Consider the following 25,859-nt stretch of genomic DNA (forward strand, 5'->3'; position numbering starts at 1 on the left):
AACGAAAGGGAGCCGGCCCGCCGGACCGGCTCTACGCGTGCTATGGGTGGGGAGCCGGCCCGGCGGGCCGGCTTTACTTTTCATTACGGGCGTGCATCCAATCCAGGATGGCAGGCCACACCTCCTGATGGGCGCGGCGCCCAACCAGCATGCCCAGGTGTTGCAGCACCACCCCCACATCGCCCTCGTACCACAGCACACGGGTGTCGCGGCTTCCCACGGCGGAGTGAAATGGCAAGACCGATTCGGGCGGGATGATCGCCGAATGCCGTTCGATGACGCTAATGAGCGGCACGGTAATCGCCGCCGGCGCTGCCAGGCGCCCGCCGACGCTGAGCGTCCCCTCGATGAAACGGTTTTCACGGTACAGCAACTCCACCATCTCCTCGAAGAGCCGCCGGGGCAGGGGTTGCTCATCGAGGGTCCAGCGCATGACCCGCAGGTGGGTGTTCAGGGCCTGGGGGTCGGCAAGGCTGTACCACCAGTCCGTCAGGCGTTCGCCCTCGAAGGTGGCGGGCGCGGCCAGGATGCTTACGGTGTTCAGAAATGTACCTGGCACATTCGCAGGCAGCAGGGCGGTAAGGGTCTCGGTGCGCGGGGCGCGGGCCACCACCGGGCCAAAGGCGCCCGTGCCGGGGCCAAAGCATAGCGGTGCGCTGAGCAGCACCAGACCCTTGAGCCGTTCAGGGTAGAGGGCCGCGTAGATCGCCGCCAGCACGCCGCCGAGGGAGTGACCGGCCACAAAGGTCGCCGGTTCGCCGGTCTCGGCGGCGATGGCTTCCTGACAGGCCAGCAGGTACTCCGCGGCATATTCTGCCAGCCCCAGATGGTAATCCTCTGTGTCAGGGCGTTCCCAGCGGATCAGGTAGGGGCGAATGCCGCGCCGGAGACAGTGTCGGATGACACTGACCGAGGGCGCGAGGTCCCACAGGTAGGCGCGTTTGATCGGTGCGGGGACGATCAGCAAAACCGGCCCCGAGGCGTCGGCTTCAGCATAGGCGTTGAGGGTCAGGAGTCGCGTTGAAAACACCGCCCGCGACGGCGTTTCAATAGGCGCAAGCCCCGCCATATCGAACCAGTGCCCGCGCGCGCGCCGCAGGCGATCAAGCTGATCGTAGATCATCGCGGTGCACCCCTTCAGGTTGCGCCAGGCGCCTGCATGAAGGCGAAAGGTACAGCTTTTCTGCAAGCGCGCCGGGGAGTCTACTCTCCATCCCGATCCTGCTCTGGCCTTCCGGGAAGCCTCTGCGAGCCAACCTCAGTATACCTTTCCAGTTAGAAATGGGCAAACGTGGGATCGAGGCACTCATATCCCCCAGATGCACTCCTATGGATGCGCTCGAAACCGCCTCCCGGCAAATATCGTGATAGTTTTCACGTAAATTGCCGCGCCAATTCCGCTATACTGCATGAAAGGGTTTATCACTACGATCAGGTCCGTTCCCCTGGCCTGATAGTCTAGCGGAGTCTGACGATGAACATCACCATGTGGGCCGGGATCTTGCTGCTGGTCCTCGGCACGGCCGGCGTGGTGGCAACGGCTGCGCCAACATCGGCGATCCCGATCCTCTTCGGATTGGTCCTGATGGTCCTGGGTGCGCAGATGCGTCATCCAGCGCGCGCTCCGGTGGCGCGGCGGATCGCGGCGGGGGTTGGCGCTCTCGGCTTGCTTGCTACGGTGGCGAATATTCTGACGCGCCTCGCCTCGGGATCGTTTCAGCTTAACGCCGCCGTCTTCGCCAATGCCGCCATGGCTCTGATCTGCGCCCTGTTTCTGGGGTTGCTGATCTGGGAGCAACAACAGGGACGCCGCCGGTGGCCGTAGGGTTGGGCGCCTCTCCGGCGCTACGCCTTCTTACAGGTGCACGCGCCAGGCGCCACCGTGGTACCGTGGTACGCGTGGGTACGGAGGTCTGGGCTATAATCGTGGCATGGACGCTCCTCGCCCGAACTTCACGTTATCACACGTGCCAGTCCTGGTGAGCTACGTGGTGGCCGTGGTCACCGGCGTGGCAGCGGCGCTGCTCACGAACCTGCTCGCGCCTCCTGTCGAGCAGCGCGGTTTTGTGTTATTTCTTCTTGCGGTTACGATAAGCGCCTGGTACGGCGGGTTCGGGCCGGGATTGCTGGCCACGATATTCACGGCGCTGGTGGGCGTCTATGAGTTGCAGGCCTCCCCGCCGTCATCCGGGGTGAAGAGTTCCTACGTGCTGCATCTGGGGTTCTTTCTCGGCGCGGCCCTGGTCGTCAGCGCACTCAGCGAGTCCCGCCGGCGCTCGGAGGGTTTTGCCCAGGCTGAGCGCGAGCGTTACGCGGTCATCCTCAGCAGTATTGGCGAGGCCGTTATCGTTACCGATGCCGCTGAGCGGGTGACCGTGATGAACCCTGTTGCCGAGCAACTTACCGGCTGGCGCTTCGACAAGGCGCGCATGCGTCCTCTGAGCGACGTGTTGCGTGTCGTCGAGGAGACCACACGGGCGCCGCCGGAACGTCTGGTCGAGCGGACCTTGCGCGAGGGCCAGGCGGTTGCGCTGGCGTCGGGCACGTTGCTGCTGACTCGCGATGGGGCCGAACGCCCCATCGAGGGCAGCGCCGCGCCGGTACGCTCCCGGAGCGGCGCGCTGATCGGCGCGGTGCTGGTCTTTCGCGACGTCAGCGCGCGACGCGCCGAGGAACGCGCTCGCGAGGAGACCCTGCGCCGCGAGCGCGAAGCCCGCGACCAGGCGCAGCGGGCCGAACGGCGCGCGGCCTTTCTCGCCCAGGCCAGCGCCATCCTGTCCTCATCCCTGGCCTCTGAGGAGACGCTCCAGGCGATTGCCCGCCTCGCTATTGCCGAAGTCGCTGATATGTGCGTCGTGTTCGCCCAGGAACCCGATGGCATGCTCCGCCGCGTGGTCACTGTGCACGTTGACCCTGATCTGGAGCAGCAGTTACGTGCCCTCCAGTCGCTGACGATTGATCCGCGGAGCGATCATCCCGCCGCGATTGCCGTTCGTACCGGCCAGGCGCTGCTCAATCCGCCCATCCCGGACGCGCTCGTCGCTGCCGCCGCTGCTGATGCCGAACACCTGGCGCGTCTCCGCGCCACCCTTCCCCGTTCCCATATTGTCGTGCCGCTGGTTGCCCGCGGCGTGGCGACCGGCGCGATTTTGCTGGGAATGAGCGCCTCAGGGCGGGTCTTTACCGAAGCCGATATCGGCCTTGTGCGTGAACTGGCCGGCCGGGCCGCCGTCGCGCTGGATAATGCCCGCCTGTATGAGGAAGCGCAACGGGCCATCCAGGTGCGCGACAACTTCCTTTCTCTCGCGGTTCACGAATTGCGTGCGCCGCTTGCCGCCGCTCTCGGCAACGTGCAGTTGCTCATACGGCGCGCCGAGCGAGCCAATCTGTCGGACGAACGCTTCGGTCGCAATCTGCGCCTGATCGAGGAGCAACTACGTCGTCTGGCTAACCTGGTCAGTATGCTGCTCGATGTCTCGCGTCTGGAGGCGGGCCAGTTGAGCATTCAGCGCGCCCCGCTGGATCTGGCGGCCCTGGTGCGTCGGGTGCTTGAGCGCGCCGAAGCCTCGCTTGTCACCCATGTGCTGCGCTATGACGGGCCTGTCGGCCCCCTTCACATCGAGGGCGACGCCGTGCGCCTTGAACAGGTGCTCGACAATCTGCTGCAGAATGCAGCCAAGTATAGCCCGCCCGGCAGCGCCATTACCGTGCTGGCGGGCCAGCAGCACGAACGGGTCTGGTTCGCCGTGCGCGACGAAGGCGTGGGGATCGATCCAGCGGTGTTGCCCTACCTGTTCGAGCGCTCATACCGCGCTCCTGATCCCTCCACCCGCGCTATGCCAGGCATGGGTATCGGTCTCTACGTCGTGCGCGAGATCGTCGCCAGACACGGCGGAACAGTAGAGGTGGAGAGTGAGCCGGGCAAGGGTACCACCTTCACGGTCTGGTTGCCGCGATGACTGACCGATGTTTTGGCCCCCCTAAAGCCTGGCGCCGGGCTGCGTAATTTTTCGGCGCGTTCTTGCCAAAATGCGCTCATAGTCGTTACACTATGAGTGAAAAAGGCAGGTCCTTGCAAGCTCCGCTTGCGCCTTTAAGGGGTGGCAAGAGGGGGTTTTTTTTAGGGGAGGGCAACATCTCCCTGCCGCGAAGAGTTTGTAGCGTCTTTACAACCCGGAAATGACGGGTTGATATCTGTCAGGACGGTTGCGTCCTTTAGCCACTGCCCCTGGCTGTATTCAGGGTCTCAAACCACCAGAGTTTTAGCACACGAATGGCGCATCTTCCATCGCTGGCGCGCTTTATGTGGCTATCGATCGCCGCGGCGATCCTCACTATTAGCCTCAAGCTAGCCGCCTTCTGGCTGACCGGTTCGGTCGGGTTGCTCTCCGACGCGCTCGAGTCGCTCGTCAATCTCGCCGCTGCGGTGATGGGCCTGGCAATGCTCGCCATCGCCGCGCGGCCCGCCGATGAGGACCATGCCTACGGCCACACCAAGGCCGAGTACTTCGCCAGCGCCACCGAGGGCCTGCTGATCCTCGTCGCCGCGGGCAGCATTATCTGGACCGCCGTGCCGCGCCTGATTGCCCCCGCGCCCCTCGAGCAGCTTGGCCTGGGCCTGGCCGTGTCCATGGTCGCGTCGCTGATCAACTTTGTGGTCGCGCGCATCATGCTCCGCGCCGGTCGCAGGCACGCCTCCATCGCTCTCGAGGCTGATGCGCATCACCTGATGACCGATGTCTGGACCTCGGCGGGCGTCGCGGTCGGCGTGGCGCTGGTCTGGCTCACCGGGTGGGCGTGGCTCGACCCGCTGATCGCCCTGCTGGTGGCGGCGAATATCATCCGCTCGGGCATCGACCTGGTGCGTCGCTCGGCGCTGGGGTTGATGGATACGTCCATCCCTCCGGAAGAACTGGCCCAGGTGCGGGCGGTGCTCGACGAGTACGCCGCGCGAGGCGTAGATTACCACGCCCTCCGCACGCGCCAGGCTGCCGCGCGGCGCTTTGTATCTATGCACCTTCTGGTGCCCGATACCTGGACCGTTCAGCAGGGGCACGACCTGGCCGAGGAGGTCGAGCGCGATATTCGCGCGACGCTTCCCAACACGTCGGTGTTCACCCACGTCGAGCCGCGCGGTGATCCGGCCTCCTGGGAAGATGTGAAGTTGTAGGGTCGCGGTGAACATGCCCCCGGATTTCTAGAGCGTGGGGAAACCGGCTTTCCTCACGCTCTTACGGTAGCTGTAGAGAAGGTTGGGGATTTGGGATTTTGGATTTTGGATTTTGGATTGTCTTTTCGGAAAGGTATGCGGATCAATCCGCAATCCGCAATCCAAAATCCAAAATCCCATTACTCTCCTCCTTCGGCGACCATATCTTCGACATGAGCGGCGTCGTTGAGGCGCATCAGGCGCCAGCCATTGCGTCCCAGGCGCAGCTCGGTCAGCGAGCCGTTGTCGAGCCACATGCGCCCGAAGTTGCCCAGGTCCAGACCGATCACGTGGCAGAGCAGGGCGCGGATGGTGCCGCCGTGCGACACGGCGACCACCACCTCGCCCTGGGCATGGCTCTCCTGGATGCGCTGGAGCGCCACCAGCGCCCGGGCCTGCAACTGCGCGTAGCTCTCGCCGCCGAGACGCACGGTGCGCGCCGGGTCGCGCCGGTACTCGGCCATATGGTCGGGGAAACGCCGGTAGAGTTCTTCGGGTGTCAGGCCCTCCCACTGCCCGACGTCAATCTCGCGCAACTCGGGCATCGGCACGGGCGTCTGGCCGATGGCCGCGCCAATGATCTCGGCGGTCTCCCAGGCGCGGGCGATGTCACTGGCGTACAGAGCGCGCACCTCCAGCGGCCGCAGGCGCGCGGCGGCGCGGCGGGCCTGCTCACGCCCGCGTTCATTCAAGGGAACATTGGCGTGACCCTGGTACTGGAGGGTGACGTTCCACGGCGTCTCGCCGTGACGGACGAGGATAAGGCGCATAGGATCTCACTTGTGGTGATGGATGTGGTTTGTTCGCAAAGGCTGCCGCTACCTTCATCTGGGGCCTATTATACCGTTGGCCGGGTCGTTCCGGCTTGACACAACGTTCATCCAGGTCAGGGGCAACCTGAAGGGTTGCTAACCCTGCTGTCCCCCTCATTCTTCGAGCCCCAGGGAATATACCGCCACCTCCCCATCGGGTGCATGCAAATACACCGGGGTCATGCCGCTCACGATGCGCAGCGCTACCGTGTGGCGCTCCAGGCCTCCGCGCAGCGCAAGGCTGGCCCGTTCCTGCCCGTTGGCGCTGATAACCAGGCGACCCGGCGCCGGGCTGTTCAGGTCCACGGTGAGGATAACGTCACGGGGGCGGGCGCTGAAGATCAGCACCTCGGCTTCGCTACGGATGCGCCGCTCGATTCCGCCGCTGCTCGCCGTCGGCGGCGACCAGCCGGCCCCGATGCCAAGAAACGGCAGCGGGTCGTCTGGCGGCGCCACCTTATAGGCCAGCACCGACCCCGCCGGGATCGGCTTCAGTGGCCCCATGGATCGCAGCAACCCCGAGGCGCGAAACGGGTCGGAGCAGGTCAGTACCGCAATCTCGCGCCGGGGCGGCGCTCCGCCCGCGGCGGCTTCGGCGACTTTCTGCAGGTAGTGGTAGCTCAGCGCCCCTCCGGTGCCGTGGAGCATCAGATAGCGGATGTTGAAATAGCTGAACACGCTGGCGGCGATGGTCGTTGGCTTCTGGGCGATAATGTCTGCCTGAGGACTGGCGTAGGCGAACATGCGCACCATGGGGATCTGCTCCAGCAGAGGGTAGGGCAGGGTGCGCGAGGTGTAGCCGCCCGCCAGATACTTCCGGTGGGCGATTTGAAAGAGCATGTACGTCGGGCTTACGTCGTAGTAGAAGGGTGACTCGAGAATGGCGTATTCGTCGGGATCTTGTCCCAGTTCGTTGTAGAGCGGCGGAACATAGACCCAGACCATCGGGAAGGGCGTGGTCAGGTTCTCGAAGGCGATCAGCGCGACCAGGCCGGCCAGGGCCAGATTGGCGGCCCGGCCAGGGCGCGGCGCGCGCTCCTCCAGCACGCTCAGCAAGCGGTGCGCGCCCAGGGCGGCCAGGATCGCCAGCGCGAGCAGCGTATAGACGATGAACCGCAGCGGGTAGCGTGAGATCCGCAAGAGGGGCAGGTCGTAGAGCAAGGCGCCGGGGAGGGGTATGCCGGTGCGATGTCCGAGCACCTGCAACTGCGGCCCCAGGGCCAGCAGGGCAAACAGCGCGGCGCTCAGCAACCAGAATCGGCGCCGGTCGTCGCGCAGGCCAAAGGTTGCCAGCACCAGGGCCGCCACGCCGAGATAGGCGGTCTTGGACTGGATGTGGATGTTGTCCTTGTAGCTCTGCATGCGCTCGGCCACCGGCCCGAGGAGGGGATGGAGCTGGCTGGGGATGAAGAAGTCGGCCAGGTCGGCCGAATGATCCTGGCGGAAGGTGGGGCCGCCCTCGGTTGCGACGGCGGGCATACGGGCCGCGAAGCGCGCAGCGGGAAGAGCCAGCGGCGATGTCAGCAGCAGCGCCAGCCCGATAGCCGCCGCGACGGCCAGCGCCCCCGACGCGCGCAGGCGCGGGAGCGGGCCGCCGCTTGCGCCCGCCTGCCGGTGGAGCAGCAGCCGGGCTACGGCGTACCAGGCCGCCCAGATCAGCGTGAACAGCAGGTACTGCCAGTCGCAGAGCGCGGTCAGGGCGATCAGCGCCCCCGCCAGGGCGATGCGGCCCCATCCGGGCTGATTGGCGGCGTGGTGGATGGCCAGCGCCGCCAGCGGCAGCGGCCAGGCCGCAAGCATGTGCGTATGGCTGCCGAACACCTGGGAGAGCAGGTAGCCGCTGGTAGCGAAGATGACCCCGCCGACCAGCGCGGCGCGGCGCGCCGTTGCCGGGCGCGCGCCGGGCGCGACGAGGATGGCCCGTGCCAGTAGATAGGTCGTGTAGCCGCTCATCGTCAGCGAGAAGAGCACCACGAAGTTGTAAGCCACGACCAGCCCGAAGAGCGCGTGGATCGGCAGGCTGACCAGAAAATTGATCGGATTAAGCGTTTGCAGCCATAGTTCGGCGCCATGGGGGTAGTAGAGGTAGGGGGTGAAAAAGGGATTGCTACGGCTGAGCAGCGCCTCCCGCAGCCACCACATGTTCCACATGTTCTGCCAGGTGTCGAAGCCGTTGCCCGGCACGGCGGTCGTCATTTGCAGCGCCATGGGCCAGGTCATCAGCAGGGCCAGGCTCAGGTAGAGGGCCAGGGCCGCGCCGTGGCGCCCCAGCGCATCGCGCCAACGGATAGTTGGTAGGGTCATAGGATGTCCGGGTTAAGATGTGCCTGTATGGGAGCGCGCGGGTTTCGGTGCCGATGCCGCTTTGGATTTTGGATTTTGGATTTTGGATTTTGGATTTTGGATTGTCGGATGTGGCTTCCCGATCAGACCTGGCGATGATGGGTATGTGGGCCATTCAACAGGAACTGGTATAAGCCATGGTTCATGCTCGAGTTACAGTTTGAGGAGCGCAGGGAGGCACGGTCTCCCCGCGCTCTCCGTTGTACCCGTAGCGGTTGGCGGTATGCGGGTGGCGAAGGGCGCGGACCTTCGCGCTTTCTCCTGCCGTCGCGGAGCATGCGGGGGACGAGCTTTCGGAAGTCCCATACGCCCCTCCGCGCTCTCTGCGGTGCGAACGGGTGCGATAGCGGTGAACGCTATCGCGGTTCGCCGCAGGTCACACCAGTGCTGGCATGACGACGGACACGGCGACGCGGCGGGCCAGGTCGGCGAGGGTGGCCCGGTCGCCCAGGCCGGCCCCCACGCGGCTGATCGCGTCCACGGCGAAGGCCGTCGCCAGCCTGGCGGTAGCTTCAAGGTCATAGCCCCGCGCCTGCGCGGCGACAATGCCCGCCACCATCGCGTCGCCCGCCCCCACGGTGCTGCGCGCCGTTACCTGCGGGGGCACGGCGCGCAATGCTTCGCTGGCGGTGATAAAGAGCGCCCCCGCGCTACCCATCGAGACGACCGCCAGCTCGATCCCCGCCGTGAGGAGTTTCCGCGCTGCCGCGATGATGGCCGCCTCGCCGGGGAGGGGGGCGCCGATCAGCGCCTCCAGTTCGTGAATGTTGGGCTTGATGATCCGCGGCGCGGCAGTGATGGCCGCCGCGAGCGGCTCGCCGCTGGTGTCAAGCGCCACGCTCCGCCCCCGGGCCCTTAGCTCGCCGATCAGATCACGATAGAGCGTTGGTGCGACGCCGGGGGGCAGGCTTCCCGCCAACACCACCCACGGCGCCGGCGAGGCTGCCAGGCGCGCTCGCAGCGCGTCCAGGTCGAGCGGCGCAGGCGCCGGGCCGGGAAAGTTGATGTCGGTCGTTTGCTGCCGCACCGGGTCAATAATCTTGATCCCCACCCGCGTGCGCCCGGCGATGCGCACAAACTGGTCGGCAATGCCTTTACGAGCGAACAGATCCTCGAAGCTCGTCGCATTCTCGCGGCCCAGGAACCCCGTCGCCGCTACCCTGTGGCCGGCGTCGGCCAGGGTTACTGCTACGTTGACCCCCTTGCCGCCAGGGTGATCCTGAACCTGTTCAACCCGGTTCACCTTGCCCGCGGCGAAGTCGGTGATGGTCACGGTGCGGTCAATCGCCGGGTTGAGGGTAACCGTGATCATCTCAGGGGTGGCGCTCATGGCTGGCCTCCTCCCGGACTGGCGGCGCGCGCGCCGATAGTTAGACCACGCACCTCTTCAGCGGTGCGGCATGCCAGAGCCTGGCGCGCCAGGTAGCGGGCCTGCTCCAGCGACAGCGAGCGCAGCTGCGCCTTGACTGCGGCCACGCTGGGAATGCTCACGCTTAACTCGTGGACGCCCAGTCCTGCCAGGATCGCCGCGCCGTGAGGTTCGCCCGCCACGCCGCCGCAGACTCCTACGTGGCGTCCGGCGGCTTGCGCTGCGCGCGCCACCTGATCAACCAGCCGCAGCACCGCTGGGTGCAGGCCGTCCACCTGCCTGGCCAGAGCCGGATGCAGCCGATCCATCGCCAGGACATACTGGGTCAGGTCGTTGGTGCCGATGGAGAAGAAGTCCACCTCGGCGGCGAACTCGGCGGCCATTAGCGCGGTGGAGGGCACTTCGACCATAATGCCGATGTCAACTGGCGGCGCGCCGACTTCGAGGCGCACCTCCTCGGCAATGGCCTTCGCCTGGCGCAGTTCCTCCAGCGTGGCGACCATCGGGAACATAAGCCGGAGGGGGCCGAGACATGCTGCGCGGTAGATGGCCCGCAGTTGGGGACGAAACAGATCGGGCCGGCGCAGGCAGAGCCGCAGCCCGCGCACTCCCAGGAAGGGGTTGTCCTCCGGCGGCAGATCGAGGTAGGGTACGGCCTTGTCGCCGCCGATGTCGAGGGTGCGAATAGTGAGCGGCAGGCCGTTGAGCGCGCGGACCATGGCGGCGTAGGCTTCGTACTGCTCCTCTTCGCCGGGAGGCGTGGCGCGCTCGAGGAACAGAAACTCGGTGCGCAGCAACCCGATGCCCTCCGCCCCGGCGTTGATCGCCGGTTCGGCCTCGACGGGGCGTTGCACATTGGCGACCACCTCGATGCGATGGCCGTCGGTGGTCAGGGCCGGTTCATACCGCGTCTGGTACTCTACGTCGCGCAGGCGAGCCAGTTCGGCCTGGGCGCGCCGGGCCGACTCCAGGTCGTCCGCTTCTGGATTAACGTACAACGCGCCAGCGCCGCCATCGAGGATGCCGGGCGCGCCAGCGGGCTGCTCCAGCAAGGCGGGTCCGGCGCCGACGATGGCGGGGATGCCCAGAGAGCGGGCGATAATCGCGGTGTGGGAGGTCGGTCCGCCGCTGGCGGTAGCCAGGCCGAGGATCAGCTTTGGATCGAGGCGGGCGGTATCGGAGGGCAACAGATCCTCGGCAATGAGAATGACCGGCCCGGCGGGCAGGGCGGGCGCCTCGGCCTCGACCGCGACCATGAGCCGCAGCACCCGTTGTCCGACATCGTTCAGATCCGCTGCGCGGGCCGCCAGGCGCTCATCGGCCAGGCGTTGCAGCGCGCCGACGCGCTCCTCGATGGCCCGGCGCCAGGCCCAGGCCGCGCTATGCCCTTCGTCAATCAGCCCCTCGACCTGGGCGACCAGTTCCGGGTCGGCGAGGAGGGCCTGGTGGGCGCGGAAAATTGCCGCCTCGCCCCGCCCGGCGCGCTCGCGTACCGATTCGTAGATCGTGCCCAGCTCCTCGCGGGCGGTGGCGAGGGCCGCGTGGAGCCGTTCGCGTTCGTGGGCCGGATTTTCGGCCACGTCACGCACGACGAGGCGCCGGGTCTGGTAGTGGTAGAGGGGGCCAATCGCCAGGCCCGGAGAGGCGGCGACGCCGATTACCGCCCGGTCGGCCCTGGCGGGGCGCCAGCGGAACGTTTCGCTGGCCGGCGTGAGCGTGGGGGTCTCGTCCTCCAGCCCGGCGGCCACTGCTGCGCCCAGGGTGGCTACAGCCGCCTCGGCGTCGGGGCCGCGGGCCGCGATGCGGATCAGCGCGCCGTGGGGGGCGCCGAGGCGCAGCAGCGCCGCCAGGGCCTTGCCGTTGGCCGTCTGGCCGTTGTAGCTCACCTGGATCTCGGCGGCGAACTGGTTCGCCAGTTCCACGAACACCGTGGCGGGGCGGGCGTGCAACCCGGCGTGGCTGCCAATAGGCACAGTCACCGCTGGCCCGTCCTCCCAGACCGCCTCGGCGGAGGCGCCGGGTGTTCGGGGACGGATCAGGTGGCGGATGATCACCTGCGGATCGGTGGTGGTGGCGAGCCGGGTCGCCAGCTCGGCGTGACCCAGCACGTCCACCAGATTGGCCAGCAAGGGCAGATGCTCGTCAGAGCGAGCGGCGATGCCAATCAACAGGCGCGCCTGGGCATCATCCTTCCAGGGCACGGCGCTAGCCAGTTGCAGGACGGCGATCCCCGTCCGGCGGATCAACTCGCGGTCCTGGCCCATACCGTGAGGAATAGCGATGCCGTTGCCGAGGTAGGTATTGGCCTGTTGCTCGCGGGCCAGCATGCTCTCGACATAGGCGGGGGAGATATAGCCGGCCTCTACCAACATCTGCCCGACCTGGCGGATGGCTTCTTCTTTATTCGCGGCGGTGGCGCCGAGGCGCACCGTGGCAGGGGTAAGCTCAAGCATCGGAGCGCTCCTTTACACTGAGGCTGAACCATAGCCGTGGTTATCCATCTGGCCCGGTGGTGCAACCTGGAGGGTTGCACCACTCTCCGGTCAGGCCGTCACCGGCTGAGTCGCGTCCGCTGCGGCAGACGACGCAGGTACGGCCAGGGGGCGCTTCAGGGCGTAGAGCATCGCCGCGGTGACGAGCGTGCCGGCCAGAATAGCGACCAGGTACATCGGCAGGTTGCCGACCGCATTGGGGATGGGCAGGACGAAGACGCCGCCATGGGGCGCCTGGAGGGTGCAGCCGAAGAGCATCGAGAGCGCGCCGGCAACCGCCGAGCCGGCGATGATCGCGGGAATGACCCGGAAGGGATCTTTAGCCGCGAAGGGAATGGCGCCCTCGGTGATGAAGGAGATCCCTAGCACGGCGGCGGCCTTGCCAGCCTCGCGCTCCTCGGCGCTGAAGCGATCCTTGAACAACCAGGTCGCCAGCGCCAGCCCCAGAGGCGGGGTCATCCCGGCGGCCATCACTGCGGCCATGGGGGTGAAGACCTGGCTGGCCAGCAACCCCGTCGCGAAGGCGTAGGCTGCCTTGTTCACCGGGCCGCCCATATCGAAGGCCATCATCGCGCCAAGAAGGAGTCCCAGAACCACGGCGCTGCTTGATTCCATCGTCTGGAGCCAGCCGGTCAGCGCGGCGAGGGCGGCGCTGACCGGGCCGCCGACGACGTAGATCATCAGCAGACCGGTAATGCTGGCGCCGAGCAATGGCAGGATCAGCACTGGCTTGAGACCGGCCAGGGTTGGCGGCAGGTTGAGCATCCGGTTTAGCCAGGCGACGCTATAGCCGGCGATGAACCCGGCGATAATGCCGCCGAGGAAGCCGGCTCCGCTCGAAGCGGCGAGCATGCCGCCAATCATACCGGGAGCGAGGCCCGGGCGGTCGGCGATAGAGAAGGCGATAAAGCCGGCCAGAATGGGCACCATCAGGGCGAAGGCCGACGGGCCGCCGATCTGGAACAGCGCCCAGCCCAGGGTTCCTGTCTTGGCCTCCTCGTAGACGTAGATTCCGCCGAGGGCGAATGCCAGGGCGATCAGCAGGCCGCCAGCGACGACGAAGGGCAGCATATAGCTCACCCCGGTCATCAAATGCTTGTAGGGGCCGCTGGCGCTGGCGCTGCGGGCGGCCTTCGCCGCCGCAACCTGGGCAGTCAGGTCGGCGCCGCCGCCGGCCGGAGCGCCGCTATGCACCGTCGCCTCCTTGAGGGCCGTGGCGATCACCGCCGCCCCATCGTGGATGGCGGCTTTGGTTGAGGTGCTGTACACCGGCTTGCCCGCGAAACGGCTCAGATCGATTTTGGTGTCGGCGGCGATGACCACCGCGTCGGCAGCGGCGATTTCCTCTGGCGTCAGGGTGTTTTGCGCGCCCACGGAACCCCGGGTCTCGACCTTGATCTGGTGGCCGAGCTGTTCGGCGCCCTTGCGCAGCCCCTCGGCAGCCATGAAGGTATGGGCGATACCGGTGGGGCACGAGGTAATGCCCACGAGTCGCTTTGCGACCGGCGCAACCGGGGCGGAGGGCGCCGGCGCGGGTGGCGAGGAGGAAGCGGGGAGGAGCGCCAGCGCCGCCTCGAGCACGGCGCGGGTCTTCGTAATCGCCTCGCTGGTGCGGGTCTCGTACACGGGTTTGCCGACGAAACGGCTGGCATCAACCCGAATATCAGCCGCGACCACCACCACGTCGGCGGCGGCGATGCTCTCAGCGCTGAGGACGTTGCGGGCGCCCTCGGCGCCCTGGGTCTCTACCTGGATCTCGTGTCCCATGGCAACGGCGGTCCTCCGGAGGGCCTCGGCGGCCATCAGCGTGTGGGCCACTCCAGTTGGACAGGCAGTGATCGCGACGATGCGACTCATGGCGTTCCTCCCCTGATTTCTATTCCATTGCGGTGATTTGTTGTAAGCTACCATTGACTTTCGAATTTGTCAAGATATGTTTTCGTTTACTTTTGATAATCCGCGGGAAGATTCTTGGGGGGGGCAACCCGAAGGGTTGCTCGCTACAGGAACATTGCCCCGGCCCTGAGCCTTGCGCACATTTTCCTTGACTTTCGATATTTCTCGCGTACAATAGAGGCGCAACCACTACTGCATGTAAGGAGGGCGCAATGGAGGAGTCCCTTACCGCAGCGCCGCCCCGGGATGACCTCGAAGCGCCGCTGATGCTCGACCGGCGCAGCCGCATCGCGGCGCTGGTGCGTCAGCGAGGTTCGGTGCGGGTGCAGGAACTGGCCGAGTTGTTCCAGGTCTCCCCGGTGACGATCCGTAGCGACCTGGCCCATCTGGAACAGGAGGGGTTGCTGGTGCGCGATCGGGGCGGGGCAGTGGCGCCCGCCACGCGCAGCGCGTTGATCGCCTTCGACCAGCGTGCCACGATGAACCGCGCCGCCAAGCAACGTATCGGCTGCGTTGCCGCCAGCCTGGTCGCCCCTGGCGATGCCATCTTGATGGACGCCGGCACCACGGTAGTGGAAATGGTTCCCCATCTGCCCCGCTCCGGGCCGCTCACCGTGGTTACGAATGCGCTCAATGTGGCCCTGGAGCTCCGGTCGTTGCCCGAGGCGCGGGTGATCCTCCTCGGCGGCACGGTCAACTACGCCACCTTCGGCACCCTTGGGCCGCTGGCCGAGCAGGCCCTGGAGGGCATGGCCGTGACCAGGCTCTTTCTGGCCGCCGAAACCGTGGATCTGGCAGCAGGGGTGACCGATTCGACCATCGAGATCGCCCAGATCAAGCGCGCCATGGTGCGCGCGGCGCGCCAGATTGTTCTGCTGGCCGATTCGAGCAAGTGGGGCCGCACGGGGTTCATCAAGGTCGCACCCCTGAACGCCATCCATACGGTCGTGACCGACGCCGGGCTGCCGGAAGACGCTCGCGCCGCCCTTGAGCGCCTCGGGGTGCGGGTGCTGATCGCCTGATGCCATTTTAGATTTTGGATTTGGGATTTTGGAGTTGTTGTATCTGGGGCGCCTATGAGACCGGGCGGTGATGCGCATGCGCCAGATACAACAGGAATGGCCAGGAAGCGCAGGGAGGCCGCCATGACCCGTCGCTCGCGCAAATCCTCCGCTCGCGCCGCCGGGGCGCCTGGAGCGCTCCCGGCGACGGATGCGGCCCTTGCCTCCGAGATCTGGCTGCCGCCTCTCTCCGGCGACCCCTGCCCCCAGGAGGCCGATCTGGCGCGGCTGGTGGCCGCTACCGGCGTTGGCCTGCTGGCCCTGGATCGGGATCTCCGGCTGCGCCGGGCCTCTCCCGCGGCGGTTGCCATGCTGCACCTCCAGGCCGCCGATCTGGGCAAACGCCTGGATGACCTTGCCTGGCCGCTCACCCCGTTGAATCTCGGCGCCGATGCTGTTCGCGTGCGCGAGACGCTCGCGCCGCTGGAGCGCGAAGCGCGCCATCCTGATGGGCGCTGGTTCCTGGTTGCCTTGCGGCCGTTGCGTGGCCTCGAGCCGGTCTTCGAGGGGCTGGTGGTGAGCTGGGCTGACATCTCGCGCGTTCGTTCCGCCGAGTCCCACGCCGGGCACCATCAGTTGCGCGCCCTCTCCCAGCGCCTGCTGGAGGCCCAGGAGGCCGAGCGGCGCGCCCTCGCCGCCGAGATGCACGACGAGATCGGCCAGTTGCTCACCGGCCTCAACTTGCTGCTGCTCTCGATTGACCCGCAGGGCGACGCTGCTGTCGCTGCCGCCTACCTGTCTCAGGCCCGCCGCACCGTTGGCGAGCTGATCGCCCGTGTGCGCCACCTCTCCCTCGACCTGCGCCCGCCTATGCTCGATGACCTGGGCCTGCGCCCGACTCTCGACTGGCTCGCCGAGCGCTACACTGCTCAGACCCGCGTCAGGGTCCATCTCACGCAGATCGGCATTGACCGGCGCTTTTCCCCGATGCTCGAGCTGGTCGTCTACCGCATTATCCAGGAGGCTCTGACCAATGTGGCTCGCCATGCTGAAACTACCGAGGTGACGGTGCGGGTGTGGATCGAGGATGACCAGTTGCACGTGCTGGTGGAGGATCAGGGGCGCGGCTTCGACCCCGCCGCGCTTGACCCGTACCGCTCTAGCGGGTTGTCGGGCATGTCCGAGCGGGTGGCGCTCCTCGGCGGCACGCTGACGATCACCTCGGCGCCCGGCGCAGGCACGAGCATTCGCGCCGCCCTGCCCCTCACCTCTCCTGAACAGATGCCGGGACGCCGCTAGGGTCGTCGGCTGAGCCTGTGGGGAGGTGTGGAGATGTGGAGATGTGGAGATGTTAGTAGAGTCGGCGTCTCTCCACACCTCCACACCTCCACACCTCTACACCTCCACACCTCCACGCCCCCTCGTACCACTACGGGGCGGCATCCCGGAGAAGTACGAGTAGACAGCGCGCCGGGTTGCGCTATAATTACGGCAGGTGCGAGCGGACTGCCTGGCGCCCGTTGAGGTTGTTCCAAACAGGCAGGACGCTCGAAGGTGTACCTATAGACAGTCGCCGGGCACAGGGCCGTGCCGCGTGCGTTATACAACAACTGGTTACGCATTCCCGACCTGATAGGCTGGCCCTGTCCCGGCGGCTGGAAGGAGGGATGCAACCATGATTGAGCGCTGGGATCCGTTCCGTGAGATGCGAGCGCTACGCGATTCCTTTAACCGCTTCTTCGATGAGGCGCTCCTGCGGCCGAGCAGCGACTGGCTGGCGGGCTTCCGCGACCAGCCGGCGATGAACATCTACGAGACCGACGCGGGGCTGACGGTGGAGGTGCATCTCCCCGGCATCAAGCGCGAGGAGATTGACATCACTCTCAGCGGCAACACTCTGACGATCAAGGGCGAGCGCCGCGCTAGCGAGGAGGTGAAAGAGGAGCACTATCTGCGCCGCGAGGTGCACTACGGCGCCTTCCTCCGCCGGGTGACGCTCCCCGAGTACGTTGATCTCGAGAAGCCTGAGGCCACCTTTGTGGACGGCGTGTTGAAGATCGTCTTCCCCAAACTGGCTGCGCCGCAACCCAGGAAGATCGAGTTGAAGGAGGAGGCCAGGCCCGCGGAGGTTTCGGCGTGATCGGCTGATGAGCGATTAATCATAGCGCCACGGGGGTGAAAAGACCAGCTTTCCGCGCCCGTGGCGCTCGTATTTTCCGGCAGATGAGGAAACCGGCGTTCACAGTATGTTAGCAATGTTCCCGGAAGGGCCTGGCCCTCCCGGAACCTCAACCTCGCGCAGGATCTTTGCCGTGCCCCCTGGGTGGACAATCTGGTTCACGGGCTTGCCCGGCGCGGGCAAAACGACGCTCGCCCGCGCGGTGCAGGAGCGTCTGTGGCGCCGCGGAGTCGTAGCCGTGGTGCTGGACTCTGATGCGGCGCGCCCGGTGCTCGCGCCGGAGGCGGGGTACAGTGGGCCGGCTCGCGACCGGTTCTACGGCCAGTTGGCGGCCCTGGCGCGCCTGTTGAACCAGGAAGGCGCCAATGTGCTTGTCGCTGCTACAGCCCACCGGCGCGCCTATCGCGCCGTGGCGCGGCTGGCCCTGGCGCCGCGCTTCGCCGAGGTCTGGGTGCGTTGCTCGCCGGAGGTGTGCCGTAAGCGTGATCCGAAGGGTCTGTACGCCCGCGCCGCCGCTGGCGAGATCGCCGATCTGCCGGGCCTGCACGTACCCTACGAGCCGCCCGAGGCGGCCGAGGTGATTGTGGATAGCGACCGCGAGCCGGTCGAGGCCGCCGTGGAGCGCATTCTGCGGCAGGTGCCGTTTCTTGCCCCTGAATAGACCGAGAGCGCGGTTTCCCCGCGGTAGCGCCTCCGTTCCGCCGCACACCGTCGCGCCGTAGCGGGCTTCCAGAAGCTCGTCCTCTACGCTCCTCCGCGTGCTCGGCGGCAACACTGAACACGCATCCTCCGTTTACCTCAGGTACGCCCCCACCTCCCCGGGATCGAAAACCGGGGTCTCGAGCAGCCGCTCGATGAAGCGGAACAGACTGCGCCGCACATCATCGGCCACATGGTACCAGAGGGGGCTGGCAATCACCAGGGCGCGCCAGATGAGGAAGGGCTGCACGACCCGTAACAGCATCTCGTCGCCTGTGTGCGCGAGGTAGGTTTGCCAGAAGATGGTCCACAGTTCATCGAAGGGCGATGCCAGAGCGCCGGAGCGTTGCAGCGAGAAGAACAGGTAGTTGATCGCCATGGCGCTTACATCGTCGGCAGGCTCGCCCCAGGGCCCCCGGCTCCGGTCGAGCAGAGTGAAGTCTGTTCCCTCGCCGAAGAGCACGTTAAAGGGATGGAAGTCGCCGTGGATCTGAGCGAGCCGTTCCGGGTGGGCCTTAAGGCGGTTCCGCCAGGCTACCAGGCGAGTTTCAACGCGCTCCAGCCAGGCGGGCGGGGCCAGGGCGTAGTCGGGCGGGTAACTGTCAATCAGGCCGACGATGCCTTCACCGCTGCCGAACACGTCGCGCAGGTGCCGCCGGTAGAGGGCCGGTTCATCGCGCCGGAGCTGGTGGATCTCGCTCAGGTACAGCGCCAGCGCCCGCGCCCGGGCCAGATCCGCCTCGTCCGCGCTGCCGGTTGCGACCATGCGTTTCAGATCCTCAGCATAGATCTGTCCCTCGGCGTAGTCGGTGAGGAGAAACACCTCGCCCGCGCCGATGGAACGCAGGCCCCCGCCGGGATCGAGCACGCCCACGTCCAGGGCGCGCACGTGGCGGGGCAGGTCGTTAAAGCAGTCGTAGCTCAGGATCATATTGGCGGCGCGGTCGGCGCGCCGCTCATGACCAAACTGGTTGGCGGCCATGGTATGCAACACGGCGCGCCGTTCTTCTCCATCGCGGCGGTAGCGGATCAACAGTGGTTCGCCGTAACCCAGGAGCTTGAGCGTGCCGGGGCGGATGCCCTCATCGGGCGGAGGGGGCGCTCCGCCCAGAGAAGCCAGTTCCAGCACCTCCACAGGCGCTCCGAAATGCTGGCTGAGGTAGGCGCCAAGCAGGACCAGTTCGAGTTCCATAAATATATCTCTCAGGATTAGACCAGACTATCGAGTTCATCGTAGCGTTCGCTGACCACCGCCACCAGCGCCTGGCGGAGCGCCTCGCCCTCGAAGCGACGCCGGGCGACTTTGCCGATCTGTCGTCCCAGTTCAGGGTCGCGCAGCACCTGCGTGATCCAGCGCTCGAGGTCGCCCCGTTCCACGTGGTAGCGCAGCGAGTCCAGCGGGAGCGCGGCCAGCGCGGCGCGCAGTTCCCACAGGTTCGCCGCGCTCTCGCCAAGGTAGCGCCCCTGCCCGTCGTGAAAGTGGAAGCGCTTGTCGTAGGGCAGCGGCGCCCGCAGATACTTGTGCAGGTGCCGGATGTGCGGCACCGTGCGTGGTCGAGCGCGAAACTGCACCGGTTGGGGCGGCGCCGGATCTGCCGAGCGACTGGCCACGCACAGGTAAGCCTGGCCACGGGGCAGGTCGCCGAGAGATGGCGCCAGTTCAGCCCAGCCGGGGCAGCGCGCTAACCGGGCCGCGATGCAACGCTGCTCTTCGGGCGCGACGAGACGGGTCACCAGCCAGTGATCAATCGCCTCAAGGATAGACCGCGGCAGGCGGCTGGGCTGGTAGCTGACGATGCCAACGCCCCCTTCCCGTATCAGCCGGCAGAGGACGGTTGCGAAATCGTGCTCAGGCGACAGGCAGAAACTCTGGGCCTCGTCAATCAGCAGCCAGTGCGGCCGGCCGTGGCGCGCCCGCAGGCAAGCCAGTTCGTGGAGCAGGCCGGCTACGTAGCTCACGCGGCGCTCATGCGTCTCCAGCGACAGGTCGAGCACCAGGCTCGTCTCGGCGTACTCGCTGAGGGTCACGACGTCGCTCACCGGGGGCAGGGGCGCGCTGGCGCCGCCGAGCAGCAGGGTGTGCGGGAAGGCGCGCATAGTCCGGTAGTCGCCTTCGGGATCGATCAGGCAGATCTGGTAGCCGCGGCGCAGCAGTTCCTCCGCCAGCAGGCCGGCCAGCCAGGATTTGCCGCCGCCGCTGGCGCCGACGATGGCCAGCGCGCCATCGAGCAGCCAGAAGGGGTCGAGTTGCACGGGCGTGCGATCAGGGCGTTCCCCGAGCGGGAGCATGCGCTCCGGGCGCTGGCGGTAGACCGGAAGTTCGTTGCGCAACAGCCGTTCGCCCAGGGCGCGGACTCCGGCGCCGTCGGGCTCCGGCAGCACCACGTCGGCCAGGGCGCGCACATCCTCGGTGGCGTTGCTCACTGCGACCGCCAGTTCAGCGCATTCGAAGAGACTGCGGTCGTTTTCCGCATCGCCGCAGGCGATGACGCTGCGGGGCGAGCGGCCCAGTTCACGCAAGGCGTAGCGCAGCCCCGTGCCTTTCGTGGCCCCCGGAGGCAGCACCATCACCGCCCCGCGGTTATACTCAACCGTCGCCCCGCCGGCCACCTCGTGCAACACCTTGAGCACTACCAGGTCGTGGGGCGTGTGGGTGGCGACAATCGCCAGCCCCCGCTCCAGCGGCACGCCCAGATTGCTGAGCCGCTCGATCAAGGCGGGGTTGAGCCGGCCAAAGGGCAGGGTCACAATGTCGCGGTGAGGGAAGTACACCACCGCGCCGTCCTCGGCCACGATCGCGTCGAACACCTCGGCGAACGGCCCGTGCGGGGTGAAGGTCTTCAAGGTGCGGCCGGTCACCAGGAGCAGCGTCCAGTTCGCGCTCTTCAGCCGTTGCAGCAACCCCCAGGTCTCCGGCGCGACCTGCCCGTGCTCGGCCAGGGTGCCGTCGAGGTCGCAGGCCAGGGTCATGATGTGCATCGGCTTCCTCTACCTGGCTTCCGGCGGGCGGAACACCAGCACCGGCACGCCAGCACTGCGCAGCACTTTATCGGTGACGCTGCCGAGGAGGAGGCGGGTCAGCCCGCCGTGACCATGGGTGCTCATGGCGATCAGGTCAACTTCTCGCTCGGCGGCGCATTCCAGGATTTCGGCGATGGGCCGGCCCACCCGCACTTCAGGCGCAACGGTCAGACCTTCACCGCGCAGGCGGGTTGCTATCCGCTCCAGATCCGCAGTGGCTTGCTGCCAGGCCTGTTCCTGCGCCTCGACATCCACCATCGGTTCGACCCCGCTGACTGCGAACCCTCGCACGGCCGGCTCGATCACCCGTAGCAGGGTGTAGCGCGCGCCAACCAGGCGCCCCAGCCAGGTGGCGTGGGGGAGAATCTGCTCGGACAGCGGCGAACCGTCCAGCGGTACGAGGAAATGATGCAGCTTCGGTTCGCGAGCCAGGTCAGGCGTACCGTCTTCAGGGTGCAGCAACAGGATTGGCGTCTTCGACAGGCGGATCATGCGGTCGGCCACGCTGCCCAGCCAGGCCCGCGCCAGGCCGCCGCGCCCGTGGGTGCTCATCACGATCAGGCTGGCGCCGATCAGATCCGCATGCTGGCAGAGGGCCTCGGCCACCGGCGCCTCCAGCAGCGTCATCGTCACCGGCCCGTTCCATAGCGTTGCGATACGGCGCGCGACATCGGCCAGATACGCCTCCTCATCCTCGCGCAACACGGCGTCTACCCGCGGGTCAACCACCGGTGCGCCGGTGGGCGCGAGCGAGGGCGCAAATAGATGGTGCACGTGGGCCAGGGCGATCTGGATGTTGCCGCGCCGGGCCAGCGTCACGGCCATTGGCAGGGCATGTTCGCCAAATGGGGAACCATCAAGAGGAACCAGGATCGTCTGCATCTTCGCACCCTCCGCTTCCAACCTCCACGACCGCTGGAGGCGGAAGCCGCAGGCACGCTTCAAACCAGCTTGACCGTCTGGCCCTCATCTCCACGCTGCAACGGCTCTACCGAATCAGGCATGCGTAAGTGTGGAGGTGTGGAGATGTGGAGTGTATGAGGATGGTTTTACAGCTCTACATCTCCACACCTCTACATCTCCACACCTCCACCCGACCGGTCGGTTGAACCGTGGAGCATTTCTCAGGCCAGAACACGTGGGTCTGAAACATGCCTTGATCCATAGACACGCTTCCCTCCCGGACCGTCTCCTGCCACCGTCACCGTTAACGGATACGCGACGGCGGGAAGGGGCGGCAGGGAGGGAGAAGCGCACACAAAACAGGGCAGCAACCAGCAGCGAGCCGCCCCTCGTTGATCCCAGTATAGCCTGTTCTGGCGCGCTACGGCGAAAACAAACCGATACCGGTAGGGAAGGGGTCTTTACTGGCGGCCCGCTGCTGCCCACGCGCCTGAGTGCATGGACGCTTACAACGTATTGCGTCAGAGTAACCCACTTACCGGAACGGGTTTGCTATACTGATATGACAGTAAGCCACGCGCAGGGGTCGCGGGGGTTGCGGGGGTTGGGGAGGGCGCAACCCTTTTGCGTTCTTTACGGTCTGGGGTCGCCAGGGGCACAGCCCTGCCGGAACATCTGCTGTATGCCCGTTGTTGGCGGCGCGATCGCGGGCGGGAGCCTTAGCGGTCGTTAAAGCAAGTTTCCTGGCGTTTCCGCCCCCCTCCCAGCCTCCTCCCAACGGAGGGAGGAGCCGGACACCCTCCCCTAGCGGGGGAGGGTTGGGGAGGGGGCGGGGGTGTAGCGAAAGACTCTGTTTACAGACCAGTTAGTGAGGTCCCATCCCTCGCCGCAAAACCCTTTATCGTTCTTGAGTATGGCGACGAGTCCGCATAAGGAATGACATAGATGAACACCAACACAGCTTCCCAACAATCACTCTCCGGGGCGCGACAGGCAGGACCCAACTGGGGCCTCTGGGCGCTGGTGGGCGGGGCGGCGCTGTTGATTGTCATCGCCCTGCTTAGCATACCGCTAAGCGCGCGCCAGCAGCCCGTTTTCGCCCCGCTCTCCACGCCCGAAGGGGTTGTCCAGCGGTTTTTCGACGCTGTGTACCGTGGCGACTATGCCGCTGCGTATGGCTTTCTCAGCGCGAAAGCGCAACAGGAGCGGTCACTGGCCGAGTTTCAGAACCAGATACCCGACGTGCGCAACGGCGAGATGCGCGTGGATCGCGTCGCCATCCACGATGGCACCGCAACGGTGACAGTGACGGTCACCCGCTTCGAGCCGGGGGGCCTCTTCGGGGGCAACCAGTGGAGCACGCAGTACGATCTGCTGCTCGAGCGCGATGGCGAGAGCTGGCGCATCGTTGGCTGGTGGTTTGCCTAGGGGGAATTTTGGATTTTGGATTTTAGATTTTAGATTTTGGATTGGGGGTGGCCGCGGTCGGCGTCTCGCTGGTAACAGCCAGGCTATCTGTAATACCAGGTTCTTGTGGATACTTGCGGAATGAGTGTCGGCGAAAGGGCCTGTGAAGCCATCGTGCCGCCATTCAATTCGCAAGTGTCCACGAGAACCTGGTACAAAATCCAAAATCCAAAATCCAAAATCTAAAATCCGTGAGGAGCGCGTCCATGGCAATCCAGGTGGCGCGACGGCTCTATCTCTATGTCGCGGCCTTCATCGGGTTGCAAATGCTCGGTGCCGGGACGTCCGCGCTGCTGGCCTTTATTGTCGAGCGCTGGCTCGGCGGCCCTCCAATCGGCGCCGAAGGCGCAGTGTTGCGCCTGGCGGGCGCTGTGGCGCTGGTAGTGGTCGGTATGCCCCTGTGGGTTGGCCACTGGCTGTTTATCCGCCGCGATGCCGCCCGGCCCGAAGGTCAGGCTTCGCCGCTGCGCCGGCTGTACCTCTACGCGGTGCTGCTTGTCGCGGCCCTTGGCGCCCTGATGGCCAGCCGCGAGGCCCTGGCCCTGGCTCTCACAGCGATGGGGCAGGACGGCGCGGCTCTTGCGCTCGTCGCGCCGCTGGCAACCGCGCTGGTGTGCGGCGTGATCTGGGCGGCCCACTGGCGCGTCACTGGCGCCGACCGCGTCCAGGTGGAGCGTAGCGGCCCCAACGCGACCCTGCGCCGCTGGTACATGGTCTTGATACTCTGGGTGAGCCTGGCGCTGGCAGCGTTCGGAGCGGGCGCACTGATCAATGTCCTGCTCCAGCGCTTCGGTTTCGGTCAGCCTCTCCTGACTGTGCAGGTATTGGATAGCATCGCTACGCTGGCGATCGGGTTGAGCTTCTGGCTGGCCCACGAACTGTGGTCGCGCCGCCTGGTCCGTGTTGCCGGTCCGCTCCGGGCCGATGAACTCGCCTCGAGCTTGCGGCAGGTCTACCTGGCGCTGGTTATCGTTGGCGCCCTGATCGCTTCCCTGACTGGTCTGACCGCGCTCCTGGCCGCCACATTTCGGCTGCTGTGGGGTCTGGAGACCTGGCCGGGCGCCTTTGCCGCCCAGACGACGGCAGTCGCGGCCCTCGCCGTGGCCCTGCCGGTGTTATTCTACCATCGCGAGCAGATGGTGCTGACGGCGCGCTTCAGCGGCGCCGAGGAGCGAGTCGGCGCCGCCCGGCGCCTGATCAGCTACCTGGTCGCCGCGGTCAGCCTGGTGGCGCTGTACTTCGGTCTGAGCGGGCTGATCGCCACCCTGCTGCGGAGCCGGCTCAGTGCAGAGGTGGTCGGCGACATTGGCCGCCAGGCATTGAGCTGGTACATGGCTACGACCATCGTTACTCTGCCGGTCTACGGGCTGGCCAGCCGCTGGAACGAGCGTCTGGCCCGCAGCAGCGCCGAGGAGGAACGGGCGGTCATCCGGCGCATCTATCTGTACGCCGGCCTGCTCTTCGGGGTGATCGCCGCAGTGGTCGCCCTGACGCAGTGCATTCGACTGCTGCTGGTGACGCTCCTCGGCCAGGGTGGGCCGGGGGTAGTCGCGCAGATCAGTGAACTGGCGGGCTATGCCGTTCTGGGCGCGGCGATCGCCGTGGCCTACGCGGCCGGGCTGCGACGGGCCGGCGCGGCGCGCGGCAGCCTCGGCGCAGGTTGGCGGGTTGGCATCGTGGCCGGCGAGTCGCTCCGCGAGCATCTGGTGGCGGCCCTGGGTCATGAGTTGCCCGGCGCCACGTTGATCGTCTGCGATGAGCGCGAGGTCCTGGAGCGCCACGCCAGCCTGGCCGGGGCCGATCTGCTGATCCTCTCTCTGGCGGCCTGGGCCGACCCGGCTCTGGCGACCGTGCCCGCGCCACGGCTGTTGCTGGCCGCCGCGCCGCCGGATGTGACCCTGGTGGGCGCGCGTCGCGATGGCCCGGCCCTGGCGCGCGAGGCGGCGCGCAAGGCGCGGGCGGCGTATCTGGCGCGTCCCGCCGCAGGCAAGGCGCTGGCGCAAAGCGCGTCGTAGCTCCTCACCCTCCCGCGCCGAGCGCCGCGAGGCGGGGGAGGGTGAGGAGGGGCGCCCCTGCCTCCTGGAAGAGGGCGGGGAAGCCTGAGTTCCTTACACCCCTGCCCGGAGGGCGGGCCTGAGAGGGCATGTCTCTCCCAGGAAAACTCTTTACAACCCGTTGGCGCGCGGCGCAGCCGGGCGGGAGGGTCTTCTCAGGCGTAGGGTTTTCCGGCGCATCCTCGCGTCGCATGCGCCATCCGGGACATTGGGACGCCCAACTCCCCCTCTCTCGCGAGCGGGAGAGGGGGACGGGGGTAAGGACCGTAAGCGCATTGGAATGCCGAAAACCCCTTCTCGCTCGAAAAACCCTGCACCTGAGAGGCGGGAGGGTCCGGGAGCGCCCGGCTCGTCCAGGAACAAACCTGACAACCCGTTGGCATGCGGCGCAGCCGTGTGGGAGGGCCTGGGCCT

The 25,859-nt window shown here is 66.7% G+C and carries 18 protein-coding genes; 9 read left to right on the forward strand and 9 right to left on the reverse strand.

Annotation, left to right across the window (positions count from 1 at the left end):
* Positions 1 to 73 precede the first annotated feature (73 nt).
* A complete protein-coding gene (locus tag NZU74_05790) occupies positions 74 to 1,123 on the reverse strand; it encodes an alpha/beta fold hydrolase (protein ID MCS6880825.1) in 1,050 nt (349 codons plus the stop codon).
* A 351-nt stretch (positions 1,124 to 1,474) separates the two neighbouring features.
* Between NZU74_05790 and NZU74_05795 the strand changes: the two genes are divergently transcribed.
* The 3 genes from NZU74_05795 (at position 1,475) to NZU74_05805 (ending at position 5,170) form a co-directional block, all read left to right on the forward strand.
* The gene (locus NZU74_05795) at positions 1,475 to 1,825 is read left to right on the forward strand and encodes a hypothetical protein (GenBank protein MCS6880826.1); all 351 of its coding nucleotides are present in this window, start codon (positions 1,475 to 1,477) and stop codon (positions 1,823 to 1,825) included.
* A 142-nt stretch (positions 1,826 to 1,967) separates the two neighbouring features.
* On the forward strand, positions 1,968 to 3,959 hold the full coding sequence (locus NZU74_05800; protein MCS6880827.1) for an ATP-binding protein: 1,992 nt from the start codon (positions 1,968 to 1,970) through the stop codon (positions 3,957 to 3,959).
* 344 nt (positions 3,960 to 4,303) lie between these two features.
* Complete coding sequence (locus NZU74_05805; protein ID MCS6880828.1) at positions 4,304 to 5,170, forward strand: cation diffusion facilitator family transporter; 867 nt, start codon at positions 4,304 to 4,306, stop codon at positions 5,168 to 5,170.
* A gap of 179 nt (positions 5,171 to 5,349) precedes the next feature.
* Here NZU74_05805 and NZU74_05810 read toward each other — a convergent pair whose 3' ends face one another.
* From NZU74_05810 to NZU74_05830, 5 genes are all read right to left on the reverse strand, one after another.
* A complete protein-coding gene (locus tag NZU74_05810; protein ID MCS6880829.1) occupies positions 5,350 to 5,979 on the reverse strand; it encodes a histidine phosphatase family protein in 630 nt (209 codons plus the stop codon).
* A 156-nt stretch (positions 5,980 to 6,135) separates the two neighbouring features.
* Positions 6,136 to 8,325 carry a hypothetical protein gene (locus NZU74_05815; GenBank protein ID MCS6880830.1) on the reverse strand — a complete coding sequence of 730 codons (2,190 nt, stop codon included), beginning with the start codon at positions 8,323 to 8,325 and terminating at the stop codon, positions 6,136 to 6,138.
* Between the two features lie 415 nt (positions 8,326 to 8,740).
* Complete coding sequence (gene pfkB / locus NZU74_05820) at positions 8,741 to 9,694, reverse strand: 1-phosphofructokinase (protein MCS6880831.1); 954 nt, start codon at positions 9,692 to 9,694, stop codon at positions 8,741 to 8,743.
* Positions 9,691 to 12,186 carry a phosphoenolpyruvate--protein phosphotransferase gene (gene ptsP, locus NZU74_05825; protein MCS6880832.1) on the reverse strand — a complete coding sequence of 832 codons (2,496 nt, stop codon included), beginning with the start codon at positions 12,184 to 12,186 and terminating at the stop codon, positions 9,691 to 9,693. The genes pfkB and ptsP overlap by 4 nt, the downstream gene beginning before the upstream one ends.
* A gap of 90 nt (positions 12,187 to 12,276) precedes the next feature.
* Positions 12,277 to 14,082 (reverse strand): PTS fructose-like transporter subunit IIB, encoded by a 1,806-nt coding sequence (locus NZU74_05830; GenBank protein MCS6880833.1) that lies wholly within the window; start codon positions 14,080 to 14,082, stop codon positions 12,277 to 12,279.
* Between the two features lie 251 nt (positions 14,083 to 14,333).
* Here NZU74_05830 and NZU74_05835 point away from each other — a divergent pair, with 251 nt between their 5' ends.
* The 4 genes from NZU74_05835 to cysC all read left to right on the forward strand — a co-directional run bounded on the left by NZU74_05835 (position 14,334) and on the right by cysC (position 17,962).
* Positions 14,334 to 15,143 carry a DeoR/GlpR family DNA-binding transcription regulator gene (locus NZU74_05835; protein MCS6880834.1) on the forward strand — a complete coding sequence of 270 codons (810 nt, stop codon included), beginning with the start codon at positions 14,334 to 14,336 and terminating at the stop codon, positions 15,141 to 15,143.
* Between the two features lie 123 nt (positions 15,144 to 15,266).
* A complete protein-coding gene (locus NZU74_05840) occupies positions 15,267 to 16,421 on the forward strand; it encodes an ATP-binding protein (protein ID MCS6880835.1) in 1,155 nt (384 codons plus the stop codon).
* A gap of 376 nt (positions 16,422 to 16,797) precedes the next feature.
* Entirely contained in the window at positions 16,798 to 17,262 is a 465-nt protein-coding gene (locus NZU74_05845) for an Hsp20/alpha crystallin family protein (GenBank protein MCS6880836.1), read from the forward strand.
* A 172-nt stretch (positions 17,263 to 17,434) separates the two neighbouring features.
* Entirely contained in the window at positions 17,435 to 17,962 is a 528-nt protein-coding gene (cysC, locus tag NZU74_05850; protein ID MCS6880837.1) for an adenylyl-sulfate kinase, read from the forward strand.
* A 132-nt stretch (positions 17,963 to 18,094) separates the two neighbouring features.
* On the opposite strand, the gene NZU74_05855 is transcribed toward cysC, so the two are convergent.
* The 3 genes from NZU74_05855 to NZU74_05865 are packed head-to-tail and all read right to left on the reverse strand — an operon-like array spanning position 18,095 to position 21,903.
* Complete coding sequence (locus NZU74_05855; protein MCS6880838.1) at positions 18,095 to 19,192, reverse strand: aminoglycoside phosphotransferase family protein; 1,098 nt, start codon at positions 19,190 to 19,192, stop codon at positions 18,095 to 18,097.
* A 17-nt stretch (positions 19,193 to 19,209) separates the two neighbouring features.
* Positions 19,210 to 20,979, reverse strand: a complete 1,770-nt coding sequence (locus NZU74_05860; protein MCS6880839.1) for a Cof-type HAD-IIB family hydrolase — start codon at positions 20,977 to 20,979, stop codon at positions 19,210 to 19,212.
* 9 nt (positions 20,980 to 20,988) lie between these two features.
* Complete coding sequence (locus tag NZU74_05865; GenBank protein MCS6880840.1) at positions 20,989 to 21,903, reverse strand: universal stress protein; 915 nt, start codon at positions 21,901 to 21,903, stop codon at positions 20,989 to 20,991.
* A gap of 966 nt (positions 21,904 to 22,869) precedes the next feature.
* Between NZU74_05865 and NZU74_05870 the strand changes: the two genes are divergently transcribed.
* Together NZU74_05870 and NZU74_05875 are read left to right on the forward strand one after the other, a co-directional pair.
* Positions 22,870 to 23,352, forward strand: coding sequence for a hypothetical protein (locus NZU74_05870; GenBank protein ID MCS6880841.1), 483 nt, complete (start codon positions 22,870 to 22,872; stop codon positions 23,350 to 23,352).
* 245 nt (positions 23,353 to 23,597) lie between these two features.
* Positions 23,598 to 25,406 (forward strand): DUF5671 domain-containing protein, encoded by a 1,809-nt coding sequence (locus NZU74_05875; GenBank protein MCS6880842.1) that lies wholly within the window; start codon positions 23,598 to 23,600, stop codon positions 25,404 to 25,406.
* The last annotated feature ends 453 nt before the right edge of the window (positions 25,407 to 25,859 follow it).

The sequence above is a fragment of the Chloroflexaceae bacterium genome (assembly GCA_025057155.1).
Lineage (GTDB): Bacteria > Chloroflexota > Chloroflexia > Chloroflexales > Chloroflexaceae > JACAEO01.

Coding starts and splice junctions, on each gene's coding strand:
- NZU74_05855 (MCS6880838.1), bottom strand. CDS start 19,192: ATGGAACTCGAACTGGTCCTGCTTGGCGCCTACCTCAGCCAGCATTTC.
- NZU74_05835 (MCS6880834.1), top strand. CDS start 14,334: ATGGAGGAGTCCCTTACCGCAGCGCCGCCCCGGGATGACCTCGAAGCG.
- NZU74_05870 (MCS6880841.1), top strand. CDS start 22,870: ATGAACACCAACACAGCTTCCCAACAATCACTCTCCGGGGCGCGACAG.
- NZU74_05795 (MCS6880826.1), top strand. CDS start 1,475: ATGAACATCACCATGTGGGCCGGGATCTTGCTGCTGGTCCTCGGCACG.
- NZU74_05805 (MCS6880828.1), top strand. CDS start 4,304: ATGTGGCTATCGATCGCCGCGGCGATCCTCACTATTAGCCTCAAGCTA.
- pfkB (MCS6880831.1), bottom strand. CDS start 9,694: ATGAGCGCCACCCCTGAGATGATCACGGTTACCCTCAACCCGGCGATT.
- NZU74_05830 (MCS6880833.1), bottom strand. CDS start 14,082: ATGAGTCGCATCGTCGCGATCACTGCCTGTCCAACTGGAGTGGCCCAC.
- NZU74_05815 (MCS6880830.1), bottom strand. CDS start 8,325: ATGACCCTACCAACTATCCGTTGGCGCGATGCGCTGGGGCGCCACGGC.
- NZU74_05840 (MCS6880835.1), top strand. CDS start 15,267: ATGACCCGTCGCTCGCGCAAATCCTCCGCTCGCGCCGCCGGGGCGCCT.
- NZU74_05860 (MCS6880839.1), bottom strand. CDS start 20,979: ATGCACATCATGACCCTGGCCTGCGACCTCGACGGCACCCTGGCCGAG.
- NZU74_05875 (MCS6880842.1), top strand. CDS start 23,598: ATGGCAATCCAGGTGGCGCGACGGCTCTATCTCTATGTCGCGGCCTTC.
- ptsP (MCS6880832.1), bottom strand. CDS start 12,186: ATGCTTGAGCTTACCCCTGCCACGGTGCGCCTCGGCGCCACCGCCGCG.
- NZU74_05790 (MCS6880825.1), bottom strand. CDS start 1,123: ATGATCTACGATCAGCTTGATCGCCTGCGGCGCGCGCGCGGGCACTGG.
- NZU74_05845 (MCS6880836.1), top strand. CDS start 16,798: ATGATTGAGCGCTGGGATCCGTTCCGTGAGATGCGAGCGCTACGCGAT.
- NZU74_05810 (MCS6880829.1), bottom strand. CDS start 5,979: ATGCGCCTTATCCTCGTCCGTCACGGCGAGACGCCGTGGAACGTCACC.
- NZU74_05865 (MCS6880840.1), bottom strand. CDS start 21,903: ATGCAGACGATCCTGGTTCCTCTTGATGGTTCCCCATTTGGCGAACAT.